The sequence below is a fragment of the Actinomyces ruminicola genome (genome assembly GCF_900103885.1).
GTDB lineage: Bacteria > Actinomycetota > Actinomycetes > Actinomycetales > Actinomycetaceae > Actinomyces > Actinomyces ruminicola.
This window is the reverse complement of the sequence record NZ_FNIM01000017.1, coordinates 1-25,419: the sequence shown is the minus strand read 5'-3', so window position 1 is coordinate 25,419 and position 25,419 is coordinate 1. Positions and strand designations below refer to the sequence as shown.

The window sequence follows — 25,419 nt, the reverse complement described above, 5'->3', positions numbered from 1 at the left end:
GGCGGTTCGCCTCCGCCGGGAGCGATGGTCCCGCCGGAGGGGGCGCAGTGGGCGCGGCATGCGAGGGGCTTAACCGGACTGCCGGAGGACGTCGTCGGCGAACGCCCGCAGCCCGTCAGCGGGGCCCGCACCGCGCAGTAGAGCCGCCCATGAAAGAGCCGACGGCTACCAGTCGGCCAGGGCGACGTCAGTGCCGGACAGAGTCAGGTGCGCTCCGTCGCGGCCGATGTAGACCTGGGACAGCTTCACACCGTCGGGCAGCACCTCCGGGCCGATCTCCAGCTTGGGCTCCTCCAGCCCGAAGAAGGCCAGGGCCGCGGCGGCGGAGAACGAGCCGACGTCGTCGGCACCCGCTGAGTCGTCCGCCGATTCCAAAGGCCCCGAAGAGTCCACGTCAATGTCCATGCCCAGCACGCTCACGGCCACAGCCGTCAGCTCCAGGCCTCCCGCCTCCGTCACCGCGGGTTCGAAGACCACCGAGGCGTCGGCTCCGAGAACGGTGGCGGAGGCGGTCACCCGGCCCGGTTCGGTGGCGGAGCCGAGGGTGTTGGGAGTAATCGTCAGGTCCGGGGCCGCGGGCGAGGCGGCGGCGATGATCCGCTCGAGCTCATCGAAGCCGATGGTGGCCTCGGCATGGACGAGGCCGGCCTGGTAGGGGTCTCGGGTACCAACCCCGGTGAGGCTCACCGTGACATTCGTCAGTTCCAGAGCCTCCAGGCCGGCGCCCGCCGCCCGGCCGGAACCCGCTCCACCCGCACCGGCGGCGCCATCCGGGTCGCGGTCGGCGGCAAGCACCAGGTCGTCGGCCCGGATGCTCAGCGTCTTCAACTCACGCCTGAGCAGCTGCGGCAGCAGGACGCCGTCCGTGGTGATGGCGGCGTCGGCGGACAATCCGGGCAGGGCCGTGCGCACGGTCCGATCGACCTGGGCGCGCGCATAGTGCTCGGCGCCGACGAGACCGCCCGCGCCCAGACCCGCCGCCACGAGCAGCACCGCGAGCGCCCGCCGCCACCGGCGCCGGGGAGGCCGCGGGGCCGCGGCCCCGTCCGGGTCGGTCACTCGCCCTCCCCGGTGCGGCCGGAGCCGGAGGACGGCGGGACCGGAGCGGTGTCGATCTGGGACTCGGCCCGCGCTGCGGCCGCCCGGCTCGCCTGGTGCTCCTCATCCAGCAGGGGCAGGTCCTCCGCGGTGACCATCAGGGTGGACACCGCATGCTCCACCAGTGCCGCCCTGCGGTTGGAGGCGACGCCGCCGGAGCGCCCGCCGCGCAGCCCGCGCACCCCTACGCGGTCGAGCTTCTCGCAGACGTTGTCGAGCTTGCGGTTGAACTTGGTCAGTGACCAGCCCAGGCGGGCGGCCGCCGACGCCGAGGAGGGGATCTCCGCGGCACCGGTCCCGGCCCGCTTGAGCACCGGCTCGGCCAGAGCGAGGACCAGGAGCAGCTGGGAGCGGGTCATGGGGGTGGCTCCGATCGTGGTCTGGCCGCGGGAGTCGCGTACCCCTTCGATGCCGTTGAAGCGGCCGACGTCGGCGGTGATCAGGTCGATCTCATAGGTGGTCGGACCGGCCGAGAAGGTGAGGATGACGCGGGAGAACACCAGCGGCATGCTGGCCCCGGGAGCGAGCCGGGACTGGACCAGCCCATCGCCGTCGGTCAGCGTGGCGGACAGGTGGGAGCCCTCGTTCGCGATCCACCACAGGCCCGAGTCGTGGCGCAGCACCAGGAAGCGGCGGTGCAGGTAGGGGTTGTCGTCGATGTCGAGGTCACCGCCACGGCCGATGACGAAGGTCTCGTCGGTGCCCACGCGGTAGACCTCCCCGGAGAAGTCGAGGACGAGCTCGTCGGGGCGGTCGGGGTCGACCTCGGGCAGGTCGGTCCAGGTCAAGTCACTCATTCGTTCTCCCGCTTCCTCGCGCGCACTGGCTGACTGCGCTGATTGGCCGCATTGACTAACAGCAGCGTAACGGATACCGGCGCCGAGCGCTCTTCACGCGCCCTGTGCCAGCACCCGTCGGCGCTCGCCCCTGCCAGCCGTCTACAGCGGCGGGTCGACGCGCAGGGTCACACCGTCGCCGACGTCGAGCAGATCCCCGACCAGCAGCGGCGTGGGCAGGGCGGTCGCCAGCAGCACGGGGGGAGCACCCGCGCGCACCAGGACGGTGCCGTTCGCGGAGCCGAGGTCCTGGGCGAGCAGGCTCCAGCCGGCCACGCTCACCTCCAGGTGCGACCGGGACACGAAGTGGGTGGGGCTGGGAACGGTTACCAGCTCGGCGGCCGGCTCCTCGCCGGGACGCGGCCGGGGCGCACGGCCGACGACGACGTTGCCGCGCACGGGCACGGTCTGCCCGGTGGAGACGGTCAGCACCGCCAGCACCGGCCGGGGCACCTGCCGGATCTCACCGGTCAGCGGGGCGGCACAGGCCTGGCAGGCGGCCGCATCGGGCGGGTTGGGGTGCCCGGCGGCGCACATGGCGGCGGGGATGAGCGGCACCGGCGGCTCCGGCTCCAGCATGGCGGTGGCCTCCGCAAGCGCCTGGGTGGCGTCCTCGCCGGGCCGCTGCTCGACGACGTCGGCGGCACCGTTCCCGCCCGGGCCGTCGGCGGTCTCGCCACTGTTCTCAGCGGCGGTGGTCCCCTCGACGGTATCGGGCGCCACGGCCGGGCTCCCGGGCCGACGCCGCCTCCGGCCGGTTCCGGGTGCGGGCTCGGGAAGGTCCGCGCCGGCGGCCGCAGGGGTCGGGGCGACGTCGATGCCGCCCGTGCTGTCCGCCCACACGTCGGTCTCGGGCGCCGGGGGCGCGTAGTCGGGGTCCACCCATACCCCGGTCTTGAGCAGACCGGTGCCTTCGGGGCGCTCGGCGGTCTGCTCGGCGTCATCCGCGTCGACGGGTGCAGCAGCGGGCGGCGGCCCACCGAGGGCGGCCAGCACCCGCTCGCGCACACCGGCCGGCGCCTGCGCCGACAGGACGGCCGTGCCGTACCTGCCCACCACGGTCGCGCTCGTCTCCTCGCTCACAATGTCTCCTGCTCCGGCAGGTCGACCACGAGCGCGGTGACGTTGTCGTGCCCGCCGGCCTCGAGCGCGGCGGCCACCGCCATCTCCGCGGTGCGCTGGGCCCCCAGACCCGATCCGAGTACGGTGGCCAGCTCGTCGTCGTCGAGTTCATCGCTCAGGCCGTCGGAGCACACCAGGATGCGGTCGCCGGCGAGCGCCGGCACCAGGCGGAGCTCGGGGTAGGCGGCCTGGTCGAGCCCGGCGCCGAGCGCCCGCGTGACCACGTTGCGGCGCGAGTCCCGGTGCGCCTCGGCGCGGGTCAGTCGGCCGGCGTCGACCAGGTCCTGCACCTGGGAGTGGTCGTGGGAGAGCTGGGACAGCAGGTTCTCGCGCAGCAGGTAGACACGCGAGTCGCCGATGTTGAACACGATCCAGGTGCATCCCTCCGGCAGGTCGGCGAGCACGGCGCCGGCGATGGTGGCGCCGGGCGGGTTGACCGCCTGGGAGGGGATCGCAGACACCGCCTCACCGGCGGCGATGACGGCGTCGACTACCTGGGACTGGTCGATGACCCGGCTGCCGGCCAAGGGCACCAGGGCGCTGAGGGCCGCCCTGGCGGCGGCGCGGCCGGAGGCGTGGCCGCCCATGCCGTCCACGACGATGAAGGCGGGGGCGAGAGCGAGATAACCGTCCTCGTTAACGCGGCGAAGGCGGCCTATGTCCGTCGCCGCACCGGCCACGGTGACCGCCCGTGAGCCCGGGTCCGCCGGGGACCGCGGCGCCACCAGGGCGGCAACAGGAGTACCGGAGTCGGGGGGAGGCTCACGCCGCCCCGCCTGGTCGGCGCCGCCGACGGCGTCTGCCGGGCGTTCCGGACCGGATGCTCCGGCCGAGTCGCTGTCCTCGTGCATCGGCGCCTCCTCGAAATGCGGGGTGAAGAACGGACTTTCGTTGCCCAGACGATACCGGCCGGACCGCCATTGTGCGCTCTCAGGTAGGCTCATGGTTGCCGGCACCCACCGGCGGTCCGCGAGAACCCGCACGGACCGGGCCCAAGCAGTCACGAAGGATCCAGCATGTCTCAGCCTCAGGACGACCTCGTCGCACGGGCGAGTGACCCCAATGCGGAACTCAAGACCCTGCACGAGCTCGCCAACAACTACCCCGGGCTGCGCCCCTACATCGCGGAGAATCCCCGCACCTATCCGGCGCTCCTGGACTGGCTGGCCACCCTGGGGGACCCCGCCGTCGACGCCGCGCTCGCGCGCCGGAACGCCTCCGCCGCCACCCAGGCCCTGAGCCCGGAGCAGGCGCGGGCGGCCGTGCAGGCAGCCACCGCCGAGCCGGCGCCGGCCCAGAACGCCGCCACCGGTCAGCTGCCCCCGAGCGACCCGGCGGGCCTCACGCAGGCGCTTCCCACCGGCGCGCCGACCGGCCAGGCGCAGCAGGCCGAGCCCGCGGCGCCCACGCAGGCGATCTCCCAGTCCGAAGTCACCCGCGCAGCCGCCCCCGAGCGGCGCCCGATCATGGAGGGGCGCCAGGCCGCCCCCGCCACGACCGCCGCCTACGCCTACCAGCAGCCGGCCGCCTACCAGCAGCCCCAGCCCCCGCAGCAGCCGACCTATCAGCAGGGCGCCTACCAACCGGCCGCCCCCCAGGCCGCGGCTCAGCAGGCGGCCGCTGGAGGCCAGGGGGTCTTCGGCGTCGGCACCCCCGAGTCGGAGGAGCAGCGCAGCAGCAACAACCTGTGGCTTGGGGTCCTCGGCGCCATTGCCCTGGTGCTGGTGGTCGCCCTGGTCGTGTGGTACCTCAGCTCGGATCACGGCGAGAGCGCCTCCTCCCCGGCCACCGACCCCGCCCAGGCGGTGGCGACTCAGGCCCCCGCCACCACTCCGGCTGACACGGAGGCGAGCTCTACGCCGTCGCCGACCCCCAGCCCGACCGCCTCCCAGAACCTGGTCGCCCCCGCGCCTGATGACGCCCTCGAAATGGCTGCCTTCACCACGCCGTCGGGCAATATCAGCTGCGTGCTGAGCGACGACTCGGTCTCCTGCACGGTAAACGACTACGACTTCATCCCCACCGACGCCTCCTGCAACAACTCCAACACCAAGGCCTTCACGGTGAGCGTCGACGCCGAGGGCGAGGCGCAGGGCGACTGCGGCATAGCCTTCTCGGCGGCCGGCGCCTCGCTGAACTATGGCGCGTCGGCGAAGAACGACTCCTTCGCGTGCACCTCCACCGAATCCGGAATCGACTGCTGGAGCCAGGTCTCCGGCCAGGGCTTCCACCTCTCGCGGTCTCAGGCGGAGCCCACCACCCGCTGACCGGCCAATCCCCCGTCCTCACCGGCCGCGCACGCCCGCGGACGGTGACCGCGTCCGTTACCAGCAGAACTGAATGTCCAGCAACTACACCACCATCCTGCGCCGGCCCGGCGCCCTCGGCTTCTCCATCGCGGGCCTGATCGCCCGCTTCCCCATGTCCATGGTGGGCATCTCCACCATCCTGGCGATCCAGGAGCTGTACGGCAGCTACTCGGCGGCGGGGACGGTCTCGGCCGCGAACGTGGTCGCGGTGGCCGTCGGCGCTCCCGTGCTGGCCCGGCTCGTCGACGCCCACGGGCAGTCCCGGATCATGCTGCCCGCCACCCTGGGCTCGGCGGCGGCGCTCATCGGGCTGGCGGCGGCCGCGCAGATGCGGGCGCCGCTCGGGGTGCTGCTGGCGCTGTCCGCGCTGGCGGGCCTGCTGGCGGGCTCCTTCGGCTCCCTGGTGCGCTCGCGCTGGACCGGCGTGCTGAGCACCCCGGAGCAGGTGCACACCGCCTTCTCCCTGGAGGCCGCCTTCGACGAAGTCGCCTTCATCATCGGGCCGGTGCTGGCAACGGTGCTGTGCACCTCCCCGGCGCTGCCCTCCACCAGCGGCTGGATCGCCGCAGTGGCGCTGCAAGTGGGCGGCGGGCTGTGGTTCTTCTCGCAGCGGGCCACGGAGCCGACGCCGCACCGGCGCACCCGCCGTCGGCTCGGGACACGCCGCCGGCCGACGGATTCGGCAGCGCACCAACCGGTCACGACGCCACAGACCGCACCCGAGGCGGAGACGCGGCCGGTGCTGCGGCACGGCGCCGTCGTCGCCGTGATCGCCGTCTTCCTGGCTTCCGGCGCCATGTTCGGCGCCAATGACGTCGCCGCCGTCGCCTTCGCCACGGAGCTGGGCATGAAGTCGGCAGCGGGGACGGTGCTGGCGGCCTGGGGGGTCGGTTCCTTCACCGCCGCGCTCATCTACGGCTCGCGGCCCTGGGGCCGACCGCTGTGGCAGCAGTTCCTGTTCGGCACGACGGCGCTGGCGGTGGGCGCCTCGACCCTCATGTTCGCCCCGAACCTGGTGGTGCTGGGAGTGCTCATGGCACTCACCGGCATGGCGATCGCCCCGACGGTCACCACCGGCAATTCGATCACCCAGGTGTCGGTGGCGCCCGCGCAGCTCACCGAAGGGCTGGCGTGGGTCGGCACCGCCATGAACATCGGCATTTCGCTGGGCTCCATGTTCGGCGGTCATGCGGTCGACGCGGCCGGCAGCCGCGGCGGCTACCTGCTGGTGGCGGCGGTGGGCTGGCTCGCCGTCGTCATGTGCGCGTGCGGGCTGCGGACGCTGCGACGGGCACGCCCGCACCGGAGCCTGCCTACGGGCGCGGAGGCGGCGGACGCGGGCAGCGCGACCTGGGCGGACGCCGGGGGTAGCGCGGGCGGCACAGCCTGAGCGGGCGCCGCCACCCCACCCGCCGAGATCGGTAGAAGTTACGTGCCGAGATCGGCAGAAGTTACGTGCCCAGATCGGTAAAAGTTACGTGCCCAGATCGGTAGAAGTGGCGGCCGGGGTGCCGCCACGCCACGACGCTGTCGCGCCACGACGTCGGCGGCCGGGGACACCAAGGCACCCGCCTTAGACTGCCCTTCGTGGAGTCCCTCAAACGCGCACTCTCATCACCGGCGGCCGCCCTGATCGGCTGGGCGGCACTCGCCCTTTCCGTCTACCCGACCCTGTGGGGCAAGGACGGCTCCGCCACCTTCAAGCTCGACGCCTGGATCTATCACCACGCGGTCGCCCAGTGGCACGCCGGCGGCAGCCTATACGACTGGTACGCCAACCCCGACCAGCAGCTGTGGCCCTTCACCTACCCGCCGTTCGCCGCCTGGGTGTTCACGCCCCTGACGTGGTGGCCGGACCGGGCCACCCAGGTGGCGCTCGTGGTGGCCACCCCGCTGTGCACCGCGGTCACGGCCTGGACCGTGCTGCATGCCCTGGGGGTGCGCCGACGCGCCGCCTGGGGCGCGGCCCCCTGGCTGGCGGTGGCCGCCGTGCTGGTGCTGGAGCCGGTCCCCAAGACCATGGAGTACGGACAGGTCAACGCGGCGCTCATGATGCTGGTGGCCCTCGACCTGCTGGTGGTGCCCGCGTCGTCGCGACTGCGAGGCGTGTCGGCGGGTCTGGCGGCCGCGTTCAAACTGACCCCGGCCATCGCCGTCCTGGTGTTTCTGGCCCGGCGCGAGTGGCGGGCGGCGGCGACCATGGCGGGCTCCGCCCTGGGGGTGACGGCGCTGTGCTGGCTGGTCTCACCGCAGGAGTCGGCGAGGTTCTTCTTCTCGGCCATGTGGGACTCCTCCCGGGCCGGATTCACGGACTACTCCGGCAACCAGAACCTCAAGGGGCTGCTGGCCCGCTGGCTGCCGACACAGGCGTGGGACGCGGCCTGGGCCGTGCTCGCTGCGGCTAGCGTCGTCGTCACCTGGCTGCTACTGGTGCGTTTGAACCGGCTGCGCTCATCCGACGCCGCCAGCCCCGCCGACGTCGGCATGCTCGCCGACTCCCCCGCCGACCCGGCCGCGCCTGAATCACCCTCCCGCCGCGGCCTCGTTAGTCTGCAGCCCGACGGCGTCGTTCTGGTGGTGCAGGTGTCGGTGGCAATGATGCTGGGCCTGCTCATCTCCCCGATCTCCTGGTCACACCACTGGGTGTGGTGCCTGCCCGCCCTCATGGGGCTGGTGGCTGCGGGCCTGGCCTGGGACTCCCCTGCACTGCTGACGACGGCCGCCGCCGGCACGGCGGTCTTCGGCCTGGCCATGCAGTGGTGGTTCCCCGAGCAGAACCACGTCGAGCAGGACTGGCCCTTCTGGGCGACGGTTGTGGGCTCGTCCTACACCTGGTGGGCATTGGCCACCGGCCTGGTGCTGTGGCGTGTGACTGGCTGTCGTATCTACCGATCTCAGCACGTAACTTCTACCGATCTCAGCACGTAACTTCTACCGATCTCGGCGAGGGGGCGGGGAGTTCTCCCCCGACGCGCAGGTGCATTCGTCCGTAGGATGGCTCCGTGCCGTTTTCCGACATCGTCCGCGCCGTCGAGGACCAGTTCCACCGCGACTCGATCCCCGTGCTCAGGCGCCGCGGCTGGCGTCCACGGGTGATCCCCTACGCCGGCTACGGCTCGGCCGCACCCGCGGCCGCTTCCGCACGGCCGGATTCCGGCGTCGGGACGCCGTCGGGGCATTCTGCCGACGGCGCACCTCGCGACATGGCGCGGGTCCTGGCCCGCATGGTCATGCGTCCGCCGAACGCCCCCAGCGAGGGCCCGCTGTTCCAGCGGCTGCCGGAGGAGCTGCCGGCGACGCCGCAGGACGCCCGCCGCCAGGCGGCCGAGAGCCTGCTGGAGGCGCAGCGCGGCTGGCGCATGTTCATCGACGTGCCCGTGCCGCATCTACCGGTCACCGTCAGGCTCGGTGGGATGAGCGTGCGCACCCGCGCCGACCGGGAGGGGTACGTCGACGTCGTCCTGCGCGGGCACGGCCTACCCCCCGGCTGGCACGAGGCCACTCTGGAGGCTGCCGGCGCGGCCGCGGTGACCACCCGGGTGCTGGTGGTGGCGCCCGGGCCGCGGCTGGGCATCGTGTGTGACATCGACGACACGGTGATGGTCTCCCATGTGCCCCGCATGTTCGTGGCCGCCTGGAATCAGCTGGTCAAGTACACCTCCTCCCGCGAGCCCGTGCCGGGAATGGCGCAACTGCTCACCCGGGTCCAGCAGGAGCACCCGGGGGCGCCGGTGATCTACCTGTCGACCGGTGCGTGGAACGTGGTGCCTACCTACCGCTCCTTCTTCGAGCGCAACGGCTTCCCGGAGGGGCCGATGCTGATGACCGACTGGGGTCCCACGAACACCGGCCTGTTCCGCAGCGGCATCGAGCACAAGCGCACGGGGCTGCGCCGTCTCATGATCGACCTGCCGGAGGTGAAGTGGCTGCTGGTCGGCGACGACGGCCAGCACGACCCGCTGATCTACGGTGAGGCGGCGCGCGAGCACTCCGATCGGGTGGCGGCGGTGGCGATCCGCCGGCTGACGCCGACCGAGCAGGTGCTGGCGGGCACCCAGCTGACCCATCCGGCCGGACTGGCGCCTGAGGCCCGCGCGCTGGCGGAGTCGGGGGTGCCGGTGGCCGTGGGCGCGGACGGCTTTGAACTGGCGCGCTCCCTGCGTCCTGAGGTGCTCGCCGCGCAGCTGCAGCAGTGAGCCGCGGCCCGGCCGTGCCGGTGCCACGAACACGCATTCCCGCCACGCTCATGAGTTTCCGGAGCTTTGCAGGTGTCTAGACCGTGCAGAAGTCCAAAACTCGTGTGCTTGACGATAAGTCGTGCGCCTGATGCCGATCGTCCGGACGGCCGCCTAGACGGCGACGCCGATGAGGTGGCCGATGCCCCAGGTGACGGTCATGGCCAGCGCACCGCCAAGCACATTGCGCACCACCGCCGGGCGAATCGGGGCGCCACCGAGCCGGGCGGACACCCCGCCGGTCAGCGCCAGGCCGACCAGCACCGCCCCGAAGGTCAGCGGGATCTTGATCCCCACGGGCAGCAGCAGAATCGCCGCCATCGGCAGCACGGACCCCACGACGAAGGCGACCGCGCTGGAGAAGGCGGCGTGCCAGGGGTTGGTGTAGTCGTCCTCGCGCAGGCCGAGCTCGACCTCCAGGTGGGCGCCGACGGCGTCGTGCACCGTCAGCTCCCGCGCCACCCGCCGTGCGGTCTCATCGCTCAGTCCCTTGGCGCGGTAGTGGGCGGCCAGGGAGTCGACGCCGGCGGTCGGGTCGGCGTCGAGCTCGGCGCGCTGGCGGGCGACGTATGCGCGTTCGGTGTCCGACTGGGTGGAGACGGACACGTACTCGCCGGCGGCCATGGAGACGGCCCCGGCCAGCACCCCGGCGACCCCCGCGGCCACGATGGCGGCGGTGTCGGTGGGCGTGGCTGCGGCGACGCCGATCACCAGGCCGGCGACGCTGACGATGCCGTCGTTGGCGCCGAGGACGCCGGCACGCAGCCAGTTCAGCCGCGACGCAAGGGCGGAGGCCGCATTGGCGGCGACGGGCGTCGGCTGGTGCCGCCGTGGACGGGCGGTGAGCCACAACGCCGTCGGACAGGCCTCCGGATCCAGGCGCCCGGCAGCGTCCTGGGCGGTGTTCCCGACCGTGCTCGACTCGTCCGGACCGGCGGACCGGTCCGGACGGAAACGACGTGAGGTCTGCAGCACACCCATGCCCCCAAAGATAAATCTGATCAATGTGCTTGTATAGCAAAGACAGATTTACCTAATGAATCCTCCGCGGCGCCCTCCCCCAGCGGAACCCCAGGTAGATGCCGGTAGGGTTGCGAGCAGGGGCCGCACCAGGCGGCGCCCCGTGCAGGAGGAACCCATGGCTAGCAAGCTCCCCTTCATTATCGGACTCGGCGCCGGCTACGTCCTCGGAACGCGCGCGGGCCGGGCGCAGTACGAACGCATCAAGGCCTCGGCCACCAAGCTGGTCGACCAGCCCTTCGTGCGCGACAAGGTCAGCGCCGCCTCCACCCGCGCCTCCAGCTTCGTGCGTGAGCAGGGCGAGGCCGTGACCGACAAGGTCGCCGACGCCGTCAAGGAGCGCCTGTTCGGCACACCCGCCTCGCAGCCGTCCTCGGCCCCCTCGGTCACCGTCGACGACGCCGAGGTCCGCCCGGTCAACCAGGCCGACTGACCGCGCCGGCGGCGGCTCCCCGGCCTCGGAGCTGACGCGACTTCCGCCCGGTCGCTCGGTCCGGCCATACTCTGGGGGTGTCCTCTTCGCGCTACGCCCCGCCCAAGGACCTATCCGGATACGCCTGGCTGTCCGTCGGGGCGGCCCTGGCCACCATCGCGCTCAAGGCGCTGGCCTGGTGGCTGACCGGCTCGGTCGGGCTGCTTTCCGACGCCGCCGAGTCGCTGGTGAACCTGGTGGCTGCCCTGGTGGCGGTGATCGTGCTGAAGATCGCCATCAGGCCGGCCGACGCCGATCACCAGTTCGGCCACTCCAAGGCGGAGTACTTCTCCTCCGTGTGCGAGGGGGTCATGATCTTCGTGGCCGCCGCCTTCATCATCTTCTCGGCGGTAGAGCGCATCATCACCCCGGTCATGCCGGAGCGGCTGAGCCTGGGCCTGATGATCTCGGTGGGCGCCTCCCTCGTCAACGGCGTGGTGGCCTGGGTGCTGCTGCGCAAGGGCCGGGCCGAGCACTCAGCCACGCTGGTCGCCGATGCGAAGCACCTGCTCACCGACGTGATCACCTCGGCGGCCGTCCTGGCGGGCGTGGGCCTGGTCGCCGTGTTCCACTCCCCCGTGCTCGACGCCGTCGTCGCCCTGGGCGCCGGACTGAACATCATGTGGACCGGGTTCCAGCTGATCCGCGAGTCGGTGGCCGGGCTCATGGACGTGGCCCCGGACCGGGAGGCGCTGGAGAGGATCAACACCGTCCTGGCCCAGCGCCGTCGCGAAGGCGTCGTCGACTTCCATGCGGTGCGCGTACGGGAGGCCGGCAGCCGCCGCTTCGCCCACCTGCACGTGCTGGTGCCGGGCGCCTGGACGGTCAAGCAGGGGCACGACTACACCGAGGCGCTCATCGACGAACTCGTCGCCGCCGACCCGAGCCTGAGGGTCTCGGCGCACCTGGAGCCGATCGAGGACCCGCTGTCCTACGCAGACGTCGAGGACTTCTGAGCGGCCCGCGCCCGGCACGGCGGTCAGCGCCCCTCCGGGGCTGCGGGACGCCTCGCCGAGGTCGAACAAGTGGGCGGACTCCTGCCCTCCGCCTGGATCATTGTTGCAAACGGTCATAAACAGGAGTTTCGCGCGCCCTACCGGAATCTGCAGCCGCATGATTCTAACGTTTTGTGCCGCCACTTCGGCATCGGCGAACTCGTTTGTGACCGTTTCCGACAATGTTGCCTCAGGAGGTGGCGCCCATGCGGTTGCGCGCCGCCAGGAGATCCTGGATTTCCGCCCCCACCCGGCCCGCTTCAACATCCTGGCGGGTGAACCTGACCACCCGGTAGCCCCGCCTGGTCAGTTCCCGGTCACGTCGCCGATCCAGGCCGAACTGGTACTCGTCCTCGTGGTAGCTGTAGCCGTCCAGTTCGAGTACCGGCCAACCATCCACCAGCAGGTCGACCTCGCCGACGCGACTTATCTCCACGCCATCGGCGAATGGGATGCCGACCTCATGCAGTTGTAGTGGTGTGCCGCTGGTGCAGCGCGGCATCGCAGGCCATCAACGGCCCCTCCGGACGCTCGTCACAACGCAGATAACGAGCCAACATAAGCGGCACTGGCGCTACCGGGTACTCAGTCGGAGACGGACGCGCTAACGAATACTCGACGTGCAGCACCTCCCGGCCAACTGGAGACCGCGAGCCTCCGGGAGGCACCGCCAGGTGCACCGCCATCGATCGCCGCGGATGGGGACAGCCGTAGTACTACGCCGCGTGCTGGCAAGTGATCACCCCGCCGTGTATGCGAGCGAGGACCAGGTCGCGGTCAACACCGGGCAGGCTCACGACCCCACGCGGATGAGCGACGAGGTCGCCAGCCGCGACTAGCCGTTCGGCCTGGCAATATTCCGTGCGCTCCAAGTCGAGGTCCCGCAGACGTACAGCTCCGTAACAGCCGCGCACCCGTTCCAGGATGTCGTCCTCCCGCCGCCTCATGCCGCTGATGCTCTCCGCATGAGGGTGAACGCGCCAGTGACCCTGTTGAGGACTGAGGACGCGCCCCGCACGAACCGCCCCTGTGGACAGCGGTGTCGTATTCGTGCACTTTCGCAATCGGTGACGAATTGCCAGGACACCCCCCGAGCGCACCATCGGAAACGTTGGAATCATGCGGGTATCCAATGACGGCGGGCAGAGGCGCTCAGGTTTGTCACCAATTGTGACAATGATTCGCCAGGACGATCCGCCGCCTGCCTTTCAGCAAACCAAGTCCCGCCAAGCAACTCGCCCAGCGAGTGCGGGGCCGCGGACCATTAGCATGACGCTATGACCACACCCACCTACCTCCTCGTCGACGGGGAGAACATCGACGCCACGCTCGGCATGAGCGTGCTCGGGCGGCGCCCCGAGCCCGACGAGCGTCCCCGCTGGGACCGCGTCCTGTCCTTCTGCGACGAACTCGCCGACGGCGGCGACGAGGACGAGACCCGCGCCCTGTTCTTCCTCAACGCCACCTCCGGACACATGCCCATGGGCTTCGTTCAGGCGTTGCTGGCCATGGAGTACCGCCCGATTCCGCTGGCCGGCTCCGGCAGCCAGGAGGAGAAGGTCGTTGACATCGGTATTCAGCGCACCCTGGAGGCGCTGGCCCAGCGCGTCGAGCGCGGCGAGCAGGTGCACGTCCTGCTCGGCTCCCACGACGGCGACTACGTCCCCCAGGTCGAGCGCCTCCTGGATGCGGGGGCCAAGGTCGACGTGCTGTGCTTCCGGGAGTTCCTCAACACCCAGCTCGCCTCACTGGAGTCGCGCGGGCTGACCGTCTACGACCTGGAGACCGATGTTGACGCCTTCACCATTGCGCTGCCGCGCGTCCGCATCATCCCGCTGACCGAGTTCGACCCGCTCAAGTTCCTCTGACTCGCCCGGGGCGGGACCACCCTCCCGAAGGGCGGTCCCGCCGCCACAGCAACCGATCTGGGCACGTAACTGCTACCGAACTCGGCACGGGAAAACACATCCCTCACTCCCATACACCATCCAGGCGACTTCCAGAATCGCCGTGCACAGTGGCGGCATGGACCGAACCCACGACTCTCAGCCCACGTCCTACGAGGCACGCCTCCTCGTTGTCGACGACGAGCCGAATATCCGCGACCTGCTCGCCTCATCGCTGCGCTTCGCCGGCTTCGAGGTGCTCACGGCGGCGGATGGGAACGGCGCCCTGCGCGGCGCCGAGGAGGCCTCCCCCGACCTGATTGTGCTGGATGTCATGCTGCCGGACATGGATGGCTTCACCGTCGCCCGCCGCCTGCGCGAGCGCGACGTGACCATCCCGATCCTGTTCCTGACCGCCCGCGACGACATGGCGGACAAGGTGCAGGGGCTGACCGTCGGCGGCGACGACTACGTCACCAAGCCCTTCGGCCTGGAGGAGGTCGTGGCCCGCATCCGCGCCATTCTGCGCCGCACCCGCGCCATGGAGGGCGAGGACGACGGCATGGTGCGCGTGGCCGACCTGATCCTGGACGAGGACGCCCACGAGGTGCACCGCGCCGGCGTCGAGGTTGACCTGTCCCCCACCGAGTTCAAGCTCTTGCGCTACCTCATGCTCAACGCCGGCCGCGTGGTGTCCAAGTCCCAGATCCTGGACCACGTGTGGGAGTACGACTGGAACGGTGACGCCGCCATCGTCGAGTCCTACATCTCCTACCTGCGCCGCAAGGTGGACCAGATCTCCGGGGCCGACGGCAATCCGGTGGTCCCGCTGATCCAGACGCGCCGCGGCGTCGGCTACATGCTGCGCGAGCCCAAGGCGAGCTGAGCGTGCGCGCCACCGTGAGAAGCACGGTGCGCCGCCCACCCCGAGGACGCCAGTACCGGCCGGTCAAACGCGGGCGCTGGCACCTCCTGACCGACATCAAGCGGGCCTGGCGCACCCAGCCGCTGCGCACGCGCCTGGCCCTGCTCACCACCGGGCTGCTGACCGTCGGACTGTTCGCGTCGTCGCTGTCCGTCACCTCCCTGCTCTACGACCAGCTGGTCGGCCAGGTGGACGACCAGCTGCGCGCCACCGCGCAGACCATCGGCACCCAGGGGCTGACCGCCCTCAGTTCCAGCCGCGTCAGCAGCACGGATGCCAGTGCCTCCATGCCCTCCACCTACTACGTGGAGGCGCAGTATCTGGACGGCAACAGCGGCCAGATGCTCTCCCCGGACACCGCCGCCAAGTACGGAGTGCCCGCGATCGGGGTCCTGTCGGTTGAGGAGGCCGTCGCACAGGCCTCCGATCCAAAGCTGTTCACAGTCGAGTCCAACCAGCTGCACCACCAGTGGCGGGTCATCATCCTGCCGATCGACGATCGCACCTCCGGGGAGCACATCGGCGTCGTCGCCATCGCGCTGCCGCTCAGCGACGTCATGGAGACGGTTGAGCAGACGCGGCTCATGGTCCTTCTCACCGATGTCTCCCTGATCCTGCTGGGATCCATGGCGGCCGCCTACCTGGTGCGCCGCTCCTTCCGCACGCTGCGGCAGATCGAGGGCGTGGCCGGGCAGATCGCCAGCGGAGACCTGTCCGCCCGCGTCCCCGTAACCGAGCCGCCGACGACGGAGGTCGGCTCCCTGCAACGCGCCCTGAACACCATGCTGCAGCAGAACGAGCAGGCCTTCGACGTGCAGGTGGTCGCCCAGGAGCGCATGACCCGCTTCGTCTCCGACGCCTCCCACGAGCTGCGCACCCCCCTGGCGGCCATTCGCGGCTACGGCGAGCTCTACCGCATGGGCGGCGTGCCGCCCGAGCGCACCGCGGAGGTCATGGGGCGCATCGAGTCCGAGGCCTCCCGCATGGGGCGGCTGGTTGACGACCTGCTGCAACTGGCCCGCATGGACGAGGGCCGGGAGATGGTCATGTCCCCGGTGGACTTGACGCAGATCGCCGCGGGGGCGCTGACGGACATGACGGTGCTGGCCCCCGACCGCGACTGCGCGCTCATCCCGCTCGACGACGCCGACGGCGAAGCTCGTCCCGCCATGGTGCTGGGCGACCGGGACCGCCTGTCCCAGGTGCTGACGAATCTGCTCGGCAACGTCACCCGGCACACCCCCGAGGGCTCCCCGGTGGAAATCGCCGTCGGCACGGCGCGCCGCCCCGCCGACAGCAGTGCGGGCGCGCCGGAGCGTCCGACCGTCGTCGTCGAGGTGCGCGATCACGGTCCGGGCGTGGCCCAGGCCGACGCCGAGAAGGTCTTCCAGCGCTTCTACCGGGCCGATACCTCCCGCAACCGGGAGACCGGCGGCTCCGGGCTGGGGCTGTCGATCGTGTCGGCCATCATCGCCCGCCACGGCGGCACGGTCCGCATGGACCAGACGCCGGGAGGCGGCGCTACCGTGCATATCGAGCTGCCCGCCCTCGTGACCCCAGCGGAGGAGACCGCCCCCGCACCCGACGCCCCCAAGTGATCCCGCCGAGATCGGCAGACATAACCGCCGAGATCGGTAGAAGTCACGTGCCCAAATCGGTAGATGCGGCGACCTCCGTGGCATGCGCGTAGCTACGAAAGGTGGCGGGCAGAACACCCCTCCGGGTTTCAAGTCCGCGGCCAGTGGTCCTACCATTGCTGCGTTTCATCCCATCTCGGAGGCTTTCTCATGAGCCATATGGACGTGATCGACGCCCCTCAGTGGCTGCTCCCCGCCTTCGTCCGCTGTGTCAAGGCGGTCGGCGCCACGGCACCGGTCGAGCAGATCCGTTCCGCAGGAGAGGAGCTCGTCTCCCGCTGGACGAGCCCGGACCGGCACTTCCACGATCTCAAGCACGTCATCAACATGCTGGCGCGCGTCGACGAGCTTGCCGACGAGTCCCACAACCCCGACGTCATACGGCTGGCCACCTGGTACCACGGCTGCGTGTTCTCCACGGCCAGCGAGTCGACCTACCGGCGCAACGGCGGCGAGGACGAGGTCGCCTCCGCCGCCCACGCCGCCAAGAGCCTGCAGGCGCTCGGCGTGCCGGACCAGACGGTCGACCGCGTGTGCGCGCTCATCCTCAACCTCAAGCGCCACAACCTGGCCAAGAACGACATCGACGCCCAGGCCCTCAGCGACGCGGACCTGGGGGCGCTCGCCGTCGAGCCGCAGCAGTACAAGAGCTACCGGCTGGCCGTGCGTGAGGAGTATGCGCACATCCCCATGGAGGACTACCTGCGGGCGCGCCTGGCCATCATCACCCGGCTACTGGACCGCGAGACGCTGTTCTCCTCCCCGCTGGGCGCGCGTTGGGAGCTGCCGGCGCGGGAGAACCTGGAGGCGGAGAAGCGGCACCTGCAGGACGAGCTGGCACAGTTCCCCCAGGCCGACGACGCCGAGTGCACGCCCTGTCGGCCCGAGCAGGTCGGCGGTCCCGAGGCCGAGGCGCCCACAGCGTCGTCAGCACCGGCGGAGGCGACCGACGGCGTCGTCGAGCCCCGGCAGTCTTCTCACCGGGAGTCGGACCCCCGCCTCGGAGGTCTGGAGGCCGCCGGCGACGACGACCACGTGCCGCACGCCGCCCCGCCCGCGGCGCGCAAGTCACCCGCGTCTGCGCCGACGCCGTCGGAGAACACCACGCGCTCGCACCGCCCCAAGCCTCCGGCCGACGCCGAGGAGGCGCACACCACCTCCCTGGAGTCGTGCGCCGAGGACCTGGACCGGCTGCTGGCCAAGCCGCGCCCGGGCGAGGAGGGCACCGCGGACCGGGCCAGCCTGGCGGAGGCCGAGCGCGCGAAGCTGGCCGAGAAGCTGCGCGCCAAGTGCGAGGAGGCCAAGGCGCTGCGGGAGGCGCGCACGGGCGAGTTCGCCGCCATCACCGAGCCGATCCTCGGTTCCTCCGCCGACTGACGCCGCCTACTGTCTGAGATCGGCACAAACGACGCCGCGCGCACTTCACGCCGAATCCGCACCCGCGTCATTCCAACGTTTTACGCCGTGCGGATCGGCGCTCACGGCGCGTTTGTGCCGATCTGCGACAGTTTTGGCTGCGCGATTGCGCGCGGCAAGGAGTTGGTGGATCTCGGCTCCCACGCGACCAAGTTCCACATCTTTGCGCGTGAAGCGAGCGACCCGGTAGCCCTGCCTGACCAGCTCTCGATCGCGATTGCGGTCGCGGGCAAATTGGAACTCGTCCTCGTGGTAGGTGTAACCGTCCAGCCCAGGACCAGCCAGTCATCGACGAGCAGGTCGACCTCCCCCACACGTGGGATGTCCACGCCGTCGGCGAACGGGATCCCGGCGTCATACAGTTGCAGGCGGGCCAGAGTCTCCAACGGCGAGCGCGCCCGCGGACTGGCCAGGGCCAAACGCTGCCGGGCCTGACGCGAGCCCGGGCCGTGCAGCAGCGCCGCGATGGCATCTGTGCCGGTGTGCCCCTGGTGAAGCGCGGCGTCACAGGCCATCAGCGGCCCCTCCCTGCGGGGGTCGCAGCGCAGATAGCGGGCCAGCATGAGCGGAACCGGCGCCACCGGAAACTGGGTCAGAGGCGGCAGTTCGAGGGATCGCTCGACATGCAATACCTCTCCGCGGACCGGCGCCCTACCCGTGCTGTGGAGGACGGCCAGGTGCACCGGCGCCCATAGGCGCGGGCGCGGGTAACCGTAGTGCTTGGCGGCGTGTAGGCAGGTGATGACCCCGCCATGGATACGTGCAAGGATCAAGTCCCAGCCGGCCTCCGGCAAACTCACCACCCCCTGGTGAGAGAACAGGAGACGCCGCTCGATCAGCCTCTGCGCATGGCGGTATTCGGTGCGATCCAGGCGCAGGTCCCGCAGGCGGACGGCGCCGTGGCAGGCACGCACCCGCGCCAGAATCTCGTCATCACACGGCCTCATGGCCCGAGCCTGCAACGGGTCGGCCGGGCCACACCAACGCTCTCGGCGAGATCTGTGGATTGACCCTGCACGAAACCCGCCTGTGGGAACCGGCAAACTGTCTGAGATCGGCACAAACGACGCCGCGCGCACTTCACGCAGGTTGCGCATCGGCGTCATTCCAACGTTTTACGCCGGGCAGACTGACGCCCGCGAGGCGTTTGTGCCGATCTGCGACACTCTGCCCCTAAGCTCACCGGCGTCCACAGGCACGGTTCGTGCAGGGTGAATCCACAGGGCTCGACGGCGGCGGATGCGGGCGCCTCGGCTCAATCCCTACGGTGATTTCAGACGCCGCAACCGCGGCGCCACCCGCAGACCGAGGCCGAAGCGCCCCGGACCATCTCACCGAAAGGCTCCCGTCATGCCCGTCTTCGCCGTCGATACCCAGGCCGTCTCCGACACCGCCATACGCGCCCGCACCCGCATCTCCACCATCCAGACGGAGGTGGACGGGATGAAGGGCGACATCGCGCTGCTCCAGTCCTCCTGGACGGGCGGCGCCTCCGACTCCATGGCCGCCTGCGCCGCCGACTGGCACGTCACCGCCCTGCAGGTGCAGGCCAGCCTGGACGCGATCAGCCAGGCCCTGGACCAGTCGGCCGTCTCCTACGACGACGCCGAGACCGCCAACTCCGGTCGCTTCAGCTACCAGGCCCCGCCCGCCTGAGCGGCGCGCACCAGTCCGCCCAGCACCGTCTGCGAGGCGTCCTCCCAGCACTCCGACCTCCCCTGCCCCGGGCTATGATTGTTGTCACCCTGTATGGAGATGGCTTGCACAGGAGCGACCTCAGATGAGCATCTTGCTTTGGATCCTGTTCGGTATGGTGCTGCCCGCCGTTGCGGGATGGCGGTCAGGGCAGCGGCACTGGGACGGCTTCGTTCTGTTCGGCCTGATCGCCGTCGTCACCATCGCCCTGCGACACCTGGAGGTGTACGACCTCGACGGGCTCGGCATGCTCAGCGCTCTCATTGTGTTCCTGGGCATTCACTTCTGGCAGCTGCAACGCAGCCGCCCGGCCAACACGTGACCGCGTAGCACGGGTCCGGCCGGTCACCCACATGATCGCGCACACACGACGACGGCGAGCCGCCCTCCCGCTTGCGCAGGGGGACGGCCCGCCGTCGTCGTGATGGGGCCGGGGTCCGCCGGCGGCGGCACGGAACGCGCACCTACCGGCGAACCACTCCGGCCGAGCCGGTGAAGCCGACCGGGCAGCCGATCAGTACATGCCGCCCATCTCGTCGCCGCCGCCCGCGCCGGCGGCCGGGGCCGGGGGCTCGGGCTTGTCGGCGACGACGGCCTCGGTGGTCAGGAACAGGCCCGCGATGGACGCGGCGTTCTGCAGCGCGGAGCGGGTGACCTTGACCGGGTCGGCGATGCCGGCGGCCAGCAGGTTGGTGTACTCGCCGGTGGCGGCGTTCAGGCCCTCACCGGTCGGCAGGTTGCGCACGCGCTCGGCCACGACGCCGCCCTCAAGGCCGGCGTTGATGGCGATCTGCTTGAGCGGGGCCTCCAGGGCAACGCGCACAATGGCGGCGCCGGTGGCCTCGTCGTCGGACAGCTCCAGGGCGTCCAGGGCGGACGCGGCCTGCAGCAGGGAGACGCCACCACCGGCGACGATGCCCTCCTCGACGGCGGCCTTGGCGTTGCGCACGGCGTCCTCGATGCGGTGCTTGCGCTCCTTGAGCTCCACCTCGGTGGCGGCACCGGACTTGAGGACCGCCACGCCGCCGGCCAGCTTGGCCAGGCGCTCGGACAGCTTCTCGCGGTCGTACTCGGAGTCCGAGTTCTCGATCTCGTTGCGGATCTGGGCGACCCGGGCGTCAATGGCGTCCTTGTCCCCGGCACCGTCGACGATCGTGGTCTCGTCCTTGGTGACGACCACCTTGCGGGCCTGGCCCAAGTCCTCCAGGGTGGCGTTCTCCAGCTTCAGGCCAACGGTCTCGGAGATGACGGTGCCGCCGGTCAGGATCGCCATGTCCTGCAGCATCGCCTTGCGGCGGTCGCCGAAGCCGGGGGCCTTGACGGCCACGGACTTGAAGGTGCCGCGGATGCGGTTGACCACGAGGGTGGCCAGGGCCTCGGCCTCGACGTCCTCGGCGACGATCGCCAGCGGCTTGCCGGACTGCATGACCTTCTCCAGCAGGGGCAGCAGGTCCTTGACGTTGGAGATCTTGGACTCGACCAGCAGGATGTAGGCGTCCTCCAGGACGGCCTCCTGGCGGTCGGCGTCGGTGACGAAGTAGGGGGAGATGAAGCCCTTGTCGAAGCGCATACCCTCGGTGACCTCGAGCTCGAGGCCGAAGGTGTTGGACTCCTCAACGGTGATGACGCCGTCGTGGCCGACCTTCTCCAGGGCCTCGGCGATCATGGCGCCGATCTGCTCGTCGGCGGCGGAGATGGAGGCGGTGGCCGCGATCTCGTCCTGGGTCTCGACCTCCTTGGAGTCGGCCAGCAGGCGCTCGACGACGGCGGCTACGGCCTTGTCGATGCCACGGCGCACGGCGATCGGGTTGGCGCCGGCGGCCACGTTGCGCAGGCCCTCGCGCACGAGCGCCTGGGCCAGGACGGTGGCGGTGGTGGTGCCGTCACCGGCGACGTCGTCGGTCTTCTTGGCGACCTCCTTGACCAGCTCGGCGCCGATCTTCTCGTAGGGGTCCTCGAGCTCGATCTCCTTGGCGATGGTCACACCGTCGTTGGTGATGGTCGGGGCGCCCCACTTCTTGTCGAGGACGACGTTGCGGCCCTTGGGGCCGAGGGTGACCTTGACGGTGTCGGCGAGGGTGTTCAGGCCCCGCTCCATACCGCGGCGGGCCTCCTCGTCGAAGGCGATGATCTTGGGCATTGCTGCTCCTGTATTGAGTGGTGGCCGGCGGGTGCCCGCGACGGACGAACCGACGCCGGACGTTCATGTCCCGCCCGACGCCGACCCTCACCTGCTGGCCTGGGTCGTTCACCGGTGACGTCCAGTGGTTCTGTCACTCGACGCCTCCGAGTGCTAACCGCAATGCTGGCACTCTCGACCCTTGAGTGCAAGGCGCTCAGGTTCGCCGTCGGCGCGAAACGGGGTGTGAAAGACCTCTCCAGGCGCGGCACCAACCGGCCTCGGCGTGTCACTTGCGCCGGTCTCGGCAGCCATATCGACCGATCTCAGTACGTAACTTCTACCGATCTCGGCGGTTATTGCAACCGATCTCGGCGGAGTTCCGCCGTGGCCAACAGTACGAGCGCGCAGGTCCAGGCGAGCGGTGCCGGTCCCGCGGGCGCACCGTCGGCCCGCACCTTCTCGGGCAGAGCGCCCGCGCCCGTGCGGTGATCCTCCAACCACTCCAGCAGCTCACGCGCCTCCTCGGTGCGCCCGAGAGCGGCCGCGGACCAGGCCAACAGCGCCGTCTCCGGAGTCCACGAGATCCCGTCGTCGCGCCATGACGCCCCCGGCGCCACTCCCCCGGCCGGCCGAGACATTCGCGCCACCGCACCCCGCCTGACGGACTCAACGCCGTCGCACGCCCGAGTGAACGGCGGCGCGACGAAGGCGATCGCCGCGTCGACATCATCCCCGCGCACATGCCGTCCCCATCCGGGCGCGAAGCCCAGTTCCAACGCCCTCCGCACCGTCATCACCCGCTCCTCGAGCAGATCGACGTCGGCCCCCATATCCAGCCCCGCCGCCGCGAGCGCCCTGGCCGCCTCCAGGCCCAGCAGGGCGGGCGCGGCCGTCCCGAGGGTGACGGTCCGCTCCTTCACCTCCCAGTAGTCGGGCGAGGCGGCGGGCAGATGGGAGGGCGTGTCGGTGAGGGCCAGCACACCAGCGCAGGCACGGGCGAGCGCCGCACCGAGCCGCTGCGCGATCTCGCCGCCGTCGGCCCCGGCGGAGAGCAGGCGTCCCGCCGCCCAGAGGAACCAGCCGATGCCGTCGGATTGGGCGGGGCGGTCGTCGGGGACCATGCCGGCAGCGGTGTAGCGCGCCTCGAAACCGCCGTCCGGGCGCTGCAGGGTCGCCAGGTGGGCAAGCACATCAAGGGCCTCCGGCACAAGCCCGACCGCGGCGTACGCTGCGGCGGCGAAGGATGCGTCCCGCGGCCACACGTACCTCCAGATTCCGACCGGACCGGCGACGACGGCACCGCCGGGGAAACGGGTGTGGCCCGGCGCCACGCCGTCACCGTCGGCCCGAGCCAGATTCGGGCCGGTCAGAGCGAGCAGGTCGCCCAGGGCGGTACGACACAGTTCCCGCCAACGACCGGTCGGCAAGGTGGCCACAGCCAGACGCTGGCGCTGTGCGGGCTCGAGTGGGTTGAGGCGAGTCTCCTGCTCGGGCGGCAGGACCTCGACGACGCCGTCGGCCCGGGCCAGCACGCCACCGCTGAGCAGTTCGGGACATGCGGGTCTTGACGGCAGCCGAGCCACCATGCTCGCTGCGGCGGCCGTGGCGGGGACGCCGAGCAACAGCATGCGCCTGCACAGGCGCCCCTGCCCGCCGGCGGGCACACGCGGTTCACCACTGGGCACTTGCGTCATGATGCGGACTCCGCGTGTCACTTGCGCCGGTCTCGGCAGCCATATCGACCGATCTCAGTACGTAACTTCTACCGATCTCGGCGGTTATTGCAACCGATCTCGGCGGTCACTCCTGGTAGTCGCTGCGCAGGACGACCACGATCGGATTGGACTGCGCCTCTTCAGCGGACTCGACCACCTCGCCCGACCCCAGCACATCGGCGACGGCCTGGGCGGTGGCCGCCAGGTCCGCGGAGGCGTAGTAGACGGTGGTGCTGATCGGCTCTTCAAGGGTGTACACGCCCTGAGAGACCGTGATCGAGGTGAATCCGGCGTTCTGCAGCTTGTCGCCGGTGCGGGTGGCCAGGCCGGTGGTGTCGGTGCCGTTGTGCACCGTGATGCCCGTGGTGTAGTCCACGGTGCCGGTGGGCTCCGCACTGGCCTCGTCGGTTGCCTCCGGGGCCGCCTGCTGCTCGCCTTCCGGGGCCTGCGCCGTCGTGGAGTCGTCCACGGCCGCCACGCCGGCCGTGGCCGTGGATGAGCCACCGGTTCCGATCGAGTGCCGCCCGAGCAGCCCGACGGCGCCCCAGGCCAGCAGCGGCACGATGATGAGGATGGCCAGCAGGGGAATCCAGCTGCGCCAGGCGGGAACCTGGGCGCGATGCACCCCCACGGGCACCGGGCCGTCGTCGTCGGCGTCGAACTCGTCATCGGGGTAGTCGTAGCGGCTCACACCGTGAGGATACCGGGAGGCCGCCGCGGCGGAGGCAGATGCGCGCCGACACCCCGGGGCCGAGCCCCGGCGACTAGGCTCGGGGCGTGACCGAACCGAAGCCGCTGTCCGAGATCATCCACCCCTCCTGGGCCGAGGCGCTCGCACCGGTGGAGCCGACCATCCACGAGATCGGCGCGAAGCTGCGCGAGGAGGTGGCCGCCGGGCGCGGCTATCTGCCCGCGGGCACCGACGTCCTGCGCGCCTTCACCTACCCGCTCGACGACGTCAAGGTGCTGATCGTCGGGCAGGACCCCTACCCCACGCCGGGTCACCCAATGGGGCTGAGCTTCTCGGTGCAACCGGGCGTGCGGCCGCCGCGGAGCCTGGAGAACATCTACACCGAGCTGGTCAGCGACCTGGGCGTGGCGCGCCCCACCTCGGGGGACCTGACCCCGTGGTCGCTGCAGGGGGTGATGCTGCTCAACCGGGTGCTGACCGTGCGGCCGGGCGCGCCGGCATCGCACCGGGGCTGGGGCTGGGAGGAGGTCACTCAGCGCGCCATTGAGGCGCTGGTGGCCCGGCAGCGACCACTGGTGGCGATCCTGTGGGGCCGCCCGGCGCAGTCCCTGTCCCCCATGCTGGGCTTGACGCCGATCATCGCCTCCCCACACCCCTCGCCGCTGAGCGCCTCCCGCGGCTTCTTCGGCTCACACCCCTTCTCCCGGGCGAACGCGGAGTTGGAGCGGATGGGGACGACGCCGGTTGACTGGCGCCTGCCGTGAGCGCCTAGGGGCCGCCGCCCCGGCCGGCGCTGCCGTCCACCGCCATTTGGACCGTCTACCGCCATTTGGACCGTCCTGGCTGCGCTCTCAGACGGTGTGATGTCTCAGGACATCGGTGACAGTTTTGTGTCAGGACATCGGTGACAGTTTTGTGTCAGGACATCGGTGACAGTTGGTGTGTCAGGACATCGGTGACAGTTCTGGGTCTTGTGGGGTGTGGTGGTGGTTGGTGCTGGTTGGTGGGGTTGGGTGTGTGTGGGTGGAGACGTAGCGGGTGCCGGGTGCGGGCCAGGGGTACTGGGCGAGGACCTCGCCGTCGGTGGTGGTGATGATGATTGTGTCGGGGTTCCAGTCGATGATGGCCTGGCTGCCGGCGTGGGCCTTGGAGGCCAGGAACGTGATCGAGGCCAGGTTGACGGTCCCGTTGGCGCCGACGCGTACCTGCCGGGTCCCTGAGGGTGGGGTCTTGCGGCGCTGGGGT

24 protein-coding genes are annotated in these 25,419 nt (G+C 70.8%); 13 read left to right on the top strand and 11 right to left on the bottom strand.

Translation table 11 applies throughout. The annotated features are described in order from the left end of the window. Window positions 1–165: 165 nt before the first annotated feature. From BLR49_RS11150 to BLR49_RS11135, 4 genes are all read right to left on the bottom strand, one after another. A complete protein-coding gene (locus BLR49_RS11150; RefSeq protein WP_092537623.1) occupies window positions 166–1,059 on the bottom strand; it encodes a hypothetical protein in 894 nt (297 codons plus the stop codon). Then, window positions 1,056–1,895 (bottom strand): FHA domain-containing protein, encoded by an 840-nt coding sequence (locus tag BLR49_RS11145; protein WP_092537621.1) that lies wholly within the window; start codon window positions 1,893–1,895, stop codon window positions 1,056–1,058. The genes BLR49_RS11150 and BLR49_RS11145 overlap by 4 nt, the downstream gene beginning before the upstream one ends. A 141-nt stretch (window positions 1,896–2,036) precedes the next feature. Beyond that, window positions 2,037–3,017, bottom strand: a complete 981-nt coding sequence (locus BLR49_RS11140; RefSeq protein WP_092537619.1) for an FHA domain-containing protein — start codon at window positions 3,015–3,017, stop codon at window positions 2,037–2,039. Next, window positions 3,014–3,907 carry a PP2C family protein-serine/threonine phosphatase gene (locus BLR49_RS11135; protein ID WP_092537617.1) on the bottom strand — a complete coding sequence of 298 codons (894 nt, stop codon included), beginning with the start codon at window positions 3,905–3,907 and terminating at the stop codon, window positions 3,014–3,016. The genes BLR49_RS11140 and BLR49_RS11135 overlap by 4 nt, the downstream gene beginning before the upstream one ends. Before the next feature lie 165 nt (window positions 3,908–4,072). On the opposite strand from BLR49_RS11135, the gene BLR49_RS11130 reads away from it, so the two are divergent. The 4 genes from BLR49_RS11130 (at window position 4,073) to BLR49_RS11115 (ending at window position 9,561) form a co-directional block, all read left to right on the top strand. Further along, window positions 4,073–5,323, top strand: a complete 1,251-nt coding sequence (locus tag BLR49_RS11130) for a variant leucine-rich repeat-containing protein (protein ID WP_092537615.1) — start codon at window positions 4,073–4,075, stop codon at window positions 5,321–5,323. 73 nt (window positions 5,324–5,396) lie between these two features. Then, window positions 5,397–6,755, top strand: a complete 1,359-nt coding sequence (locus BLR49_RS11125) for an MFS transporter (RefSeq protein WP_092537613.1) — start codon at window positions 5,397–5,399, stop codon at window positions 6,753–6,755. A 197-nt stretch (window positions 6,756–6,952) separates the two neighbouring features. Continuing rightward, window positions 6,953–8,293, top strand: a complete 1,341-nt coding sequence (locus BLR49_RS11120; RefSeq protein ID WP_245690632.1) for a glycosyltransferase 87 family protein — start codon at window positions 6,953–6,955, stop codon at window positions 8,291–8,293. Window positions 8,294–8,367: 74 nt separating this feature from the next. After that, the gene (locus tag BLR49_RS11115; RefSeq protein ID WP_092537609.1) at window positions 8,368–9,561 is read left to right on the top strand and encodes an App1 family protein phosphatidate phosphatase; all 1,194 of its coding nucleotides are present in this window, start codon (window positions 8,368–8,370) and stop codon (window positions 9,559–9,561) included. A 153-nt stretch (window positions 9,562–9,714) separates the two neighbouring features. Here BLR49_RS11115 and BLR49_RS11110 read toward each other — a convergent pair whose 3' ends face one another. Then, window positions 9,715–10,581 carry a VIT1/CCC1 transporter family protein gene (locus BLR49_RS11110; RefSeq protein ID WP_092537607.1) on the bottom strand — a complete coding sequence of 289 codons (867 nt, stop codon included), beginning with the start codon at window positions 10,579–10,581 and terminating at the stop codon, window positions 9,715–9,717. 157 nt (window positions 10,582–10,738) lie between these two features. Between BLR49_RS11110 and BLR49_RS11105 the strand changes: the two genes are divergently transcribed. Together BLR49_RS11105 and BLR49_RS11100 are read left to right on the top strand one after the other, a co-directional pair. Continuing rightward, window positions 10,739–11,053 (top strand): protoporphyrinogen oxidase, encoded by a 315-nt coding sequence (locus tag BLR49_RS11105; RefSeq protein WP_092537605.1) that lies wholly within the window; start codon window positions 10,739–10,741, stop codon window positions 11,051–11,053. Window positions 11,054–11,130: 77 nt separating this feature from the next. Continuing rightward, window positions 11,131–12,048 carry a cation diffusion facilitator family transporter gene (locus BLR49_RS11100; RefSeq protein WP_092537603.1) on the top strand — a complete coding sequence of 306 codons (918 nt, stop codon included), beginning with the start codon at window positions 11,131–11,133 and terminating at the stop codon, window positions 12,046–12,048. 229 nt (window positions 12,049–12,277) lie between these two features. Here the strand turns inward: BLR49_RS11100 and BLR49_RS13760 are convergent, their stop codons facing one another. Next, complete coding sequence (locus BLR49_RS13760) at window positions 12,278–12,523, bottom strand: DUF559 domain-containing protein (RefSeq protein ID WP_245690631.1); 246 nt, start codon at window positions 12,521–12,523, stop codon at window positions 12,278–12,280. An 841-nt stretch (window positions 12,524–13,364) separates the two neighbouring features. On the opposite strand from BLR49_RS13760, the gene BLR49_RS11090 reads away from it, so the two are divergent. The 4 genes from BLR49_RS11090 to BLR49_RS11075 all read left to right on the top strand — a co-directional run bounded on the left by BLR49_RS11090 (window position 13,365) and on the right by BLR49_RS11075 (window position 17,912). Next, on the top strand, window positions 13,365–13,955 hold the full coding sequence (locus BLR49_RS11090) for an NYN domain-containing protein (RefSeq protein ID WP_092537601.1): 591 nt from the start codon (window positions 13,365–13,367) through the stop codon (window positions 13,953–13,955). A gap of 157 nt (window positions 13,956–14,112) precedes the next feature. Beyond that, complete coding sequence (locus tag BLR49_RS11085) at window positions 14,113–14,859, top strand: response regulator transcription factor (RefSeq protein ID WP_092537599.1); 747 nt, start codon at window positions 14,113–14,115, stop codon at window positions 14,857–14,859. Between the two features lie 2 nt (window positions 14,860–14,861). Next, window positions 14,862–16,496: a sensor histidine kinase gene (locus tag BLR49_RS11080; protein WP_425425773.1), complete on the top strand. Its 1,635-nt coding sequence runs from the start codon at window positions 14,862–14,864 to the stop codon at window positions 16,494–16,496. 189 nt (window positions 16,497–16,685) lie between these two features. Continuing rightward, window positions 16,686–17,912 (top strand): HD domain-containing protein, encoded by a 1,227-nt coding sequence (locus BLR49_RS11075; RefSeq protein ID WP_425425772.1) that lies wholly within the window; start codon window positions 16,686–16,688, stop codon window positions 17,910–17,912. 45 nt (window positions 17,913–17,957) lie between these two features. Here BLR49_RS11075 and BLR49_RS13755 read toward each other — a convergent pair whose 3' ends face one another. Beyond that, complete coding sequence (locus BLR49_RS13755; protein WP_245690642.1) at window positions 17,958–18,221, bottom strand: DUF559 domain-containing protein; 264 nt, start codon at window positions 18,219–18,221, stop codon at window positions 17,958–17,960. Between the two features lie 1,080 nt (window positions 18,222–19,301). Here BLR49_RS13755 and BLR49_RS11065 point away from each other — a divergent pair. Both BLR49_RS11065 and BLR49_RS11060 read left to right on the top strand, forming a co-directional pair. Next, window positions 19,302–19,607 carry a WXG100 family type VII secretion target gene (locus BLR49_RS11065; RefSeq protein WP_092537595.1) on the top strand — a complete coding sequence of 102 codons (306 nt, stop codon included), beginning with the start codon at window positions 19,302–19,304 and terminating at the stop codon, window positions 19,605–19,607. 124 nt (window positions 19,608–19,731) lie between these two features. Beyond that, a complete protein-coding gene (locus tag BLR49_RS11060) occupies window positions 19,732–19,968 on the top strand; it encodes a hypothetical protein (protein ID WP_092537593.1) in 237 nt (78 codons plus the stop codon). Between the two features lie 192 nt (window positions 19,969–20,160). Here BLR49_RS11060 and groL read toward each other — a convergent pair whose 3' ends face one another. The 3 genes from groL to BLR49_RS11045 all read right to left on the bottom strand — a co-directional run bounded on the left by groL (window position 20,161) and on the right by BLR49_RS11045 (window position 24,174). Beyond that, window positions 20,161–21,786 (bottom strand): chaperonin GroEL, encoded by a 1,626-nt coding sequence (gene groL, locus BLR49_RS11055; RefSeq protein WP_092537591.1) that lies wholly within the window; start codon window positions 21,784–21,786, stop codon window positions 20,161–20,163. 335 nt (window positions 21,787–22,121) lie between these two features. After that, entirely contained in the window at window positions 22,122–23,462 is a 1,341-nt protein-coding gene (locus BLR49_RS11050) for a glycoside hydrolase family 15 (RefSeq protein WP_092537589.1), read from the bottom strand. 106 nt (window positions 23,463–23,568) lie between these two features. Then, the gene (locus BLR49_RS11045) at window positions 23,569–24,174 is read right to left on the bottom strand and encodes a LytR C-terminal domain-containing protein (RefSeq protein WP_092537587.1); all 606 of its coding nucleotides are present in this window, start codon (window positions 24,172–24,174) and stop codon (window positions 23,569–23,571) included. An 86-nt stretch (window positions 24,175–24,260) separates the two neighbouring features. Here BLR49_RS11045 and BLR49_RS11040 point away from each other — a divergent pair, with 86 nt between their 5' ends. After that, window positions 24,261–24,938 carry a uracil-DNA glycosylase gene (locus BLR49_RS11040; RefSeq protein ID WP_092537585.1) on the top strand — a complete coding sequence of 226 codons (678 nt, stop codon included), beginning with the start codon at window positions 24,261–24,263 and terminating at the stop codon, window positions 24,936–24,938. Between the two features lie 180 nt (window positions 24,939–25,118). On the opposite strand, the gene BLR49_RS13335 is transcribed toward BLR49_RS11040, so the two are convergent. Beyond that, the coding region (locus BLR49_RS13335; protein ID WP_218121353.1) for a hypothetical protein at window positions 25,119–25,419 on the bottom strand (301 nt) is incomplete at its 5' end.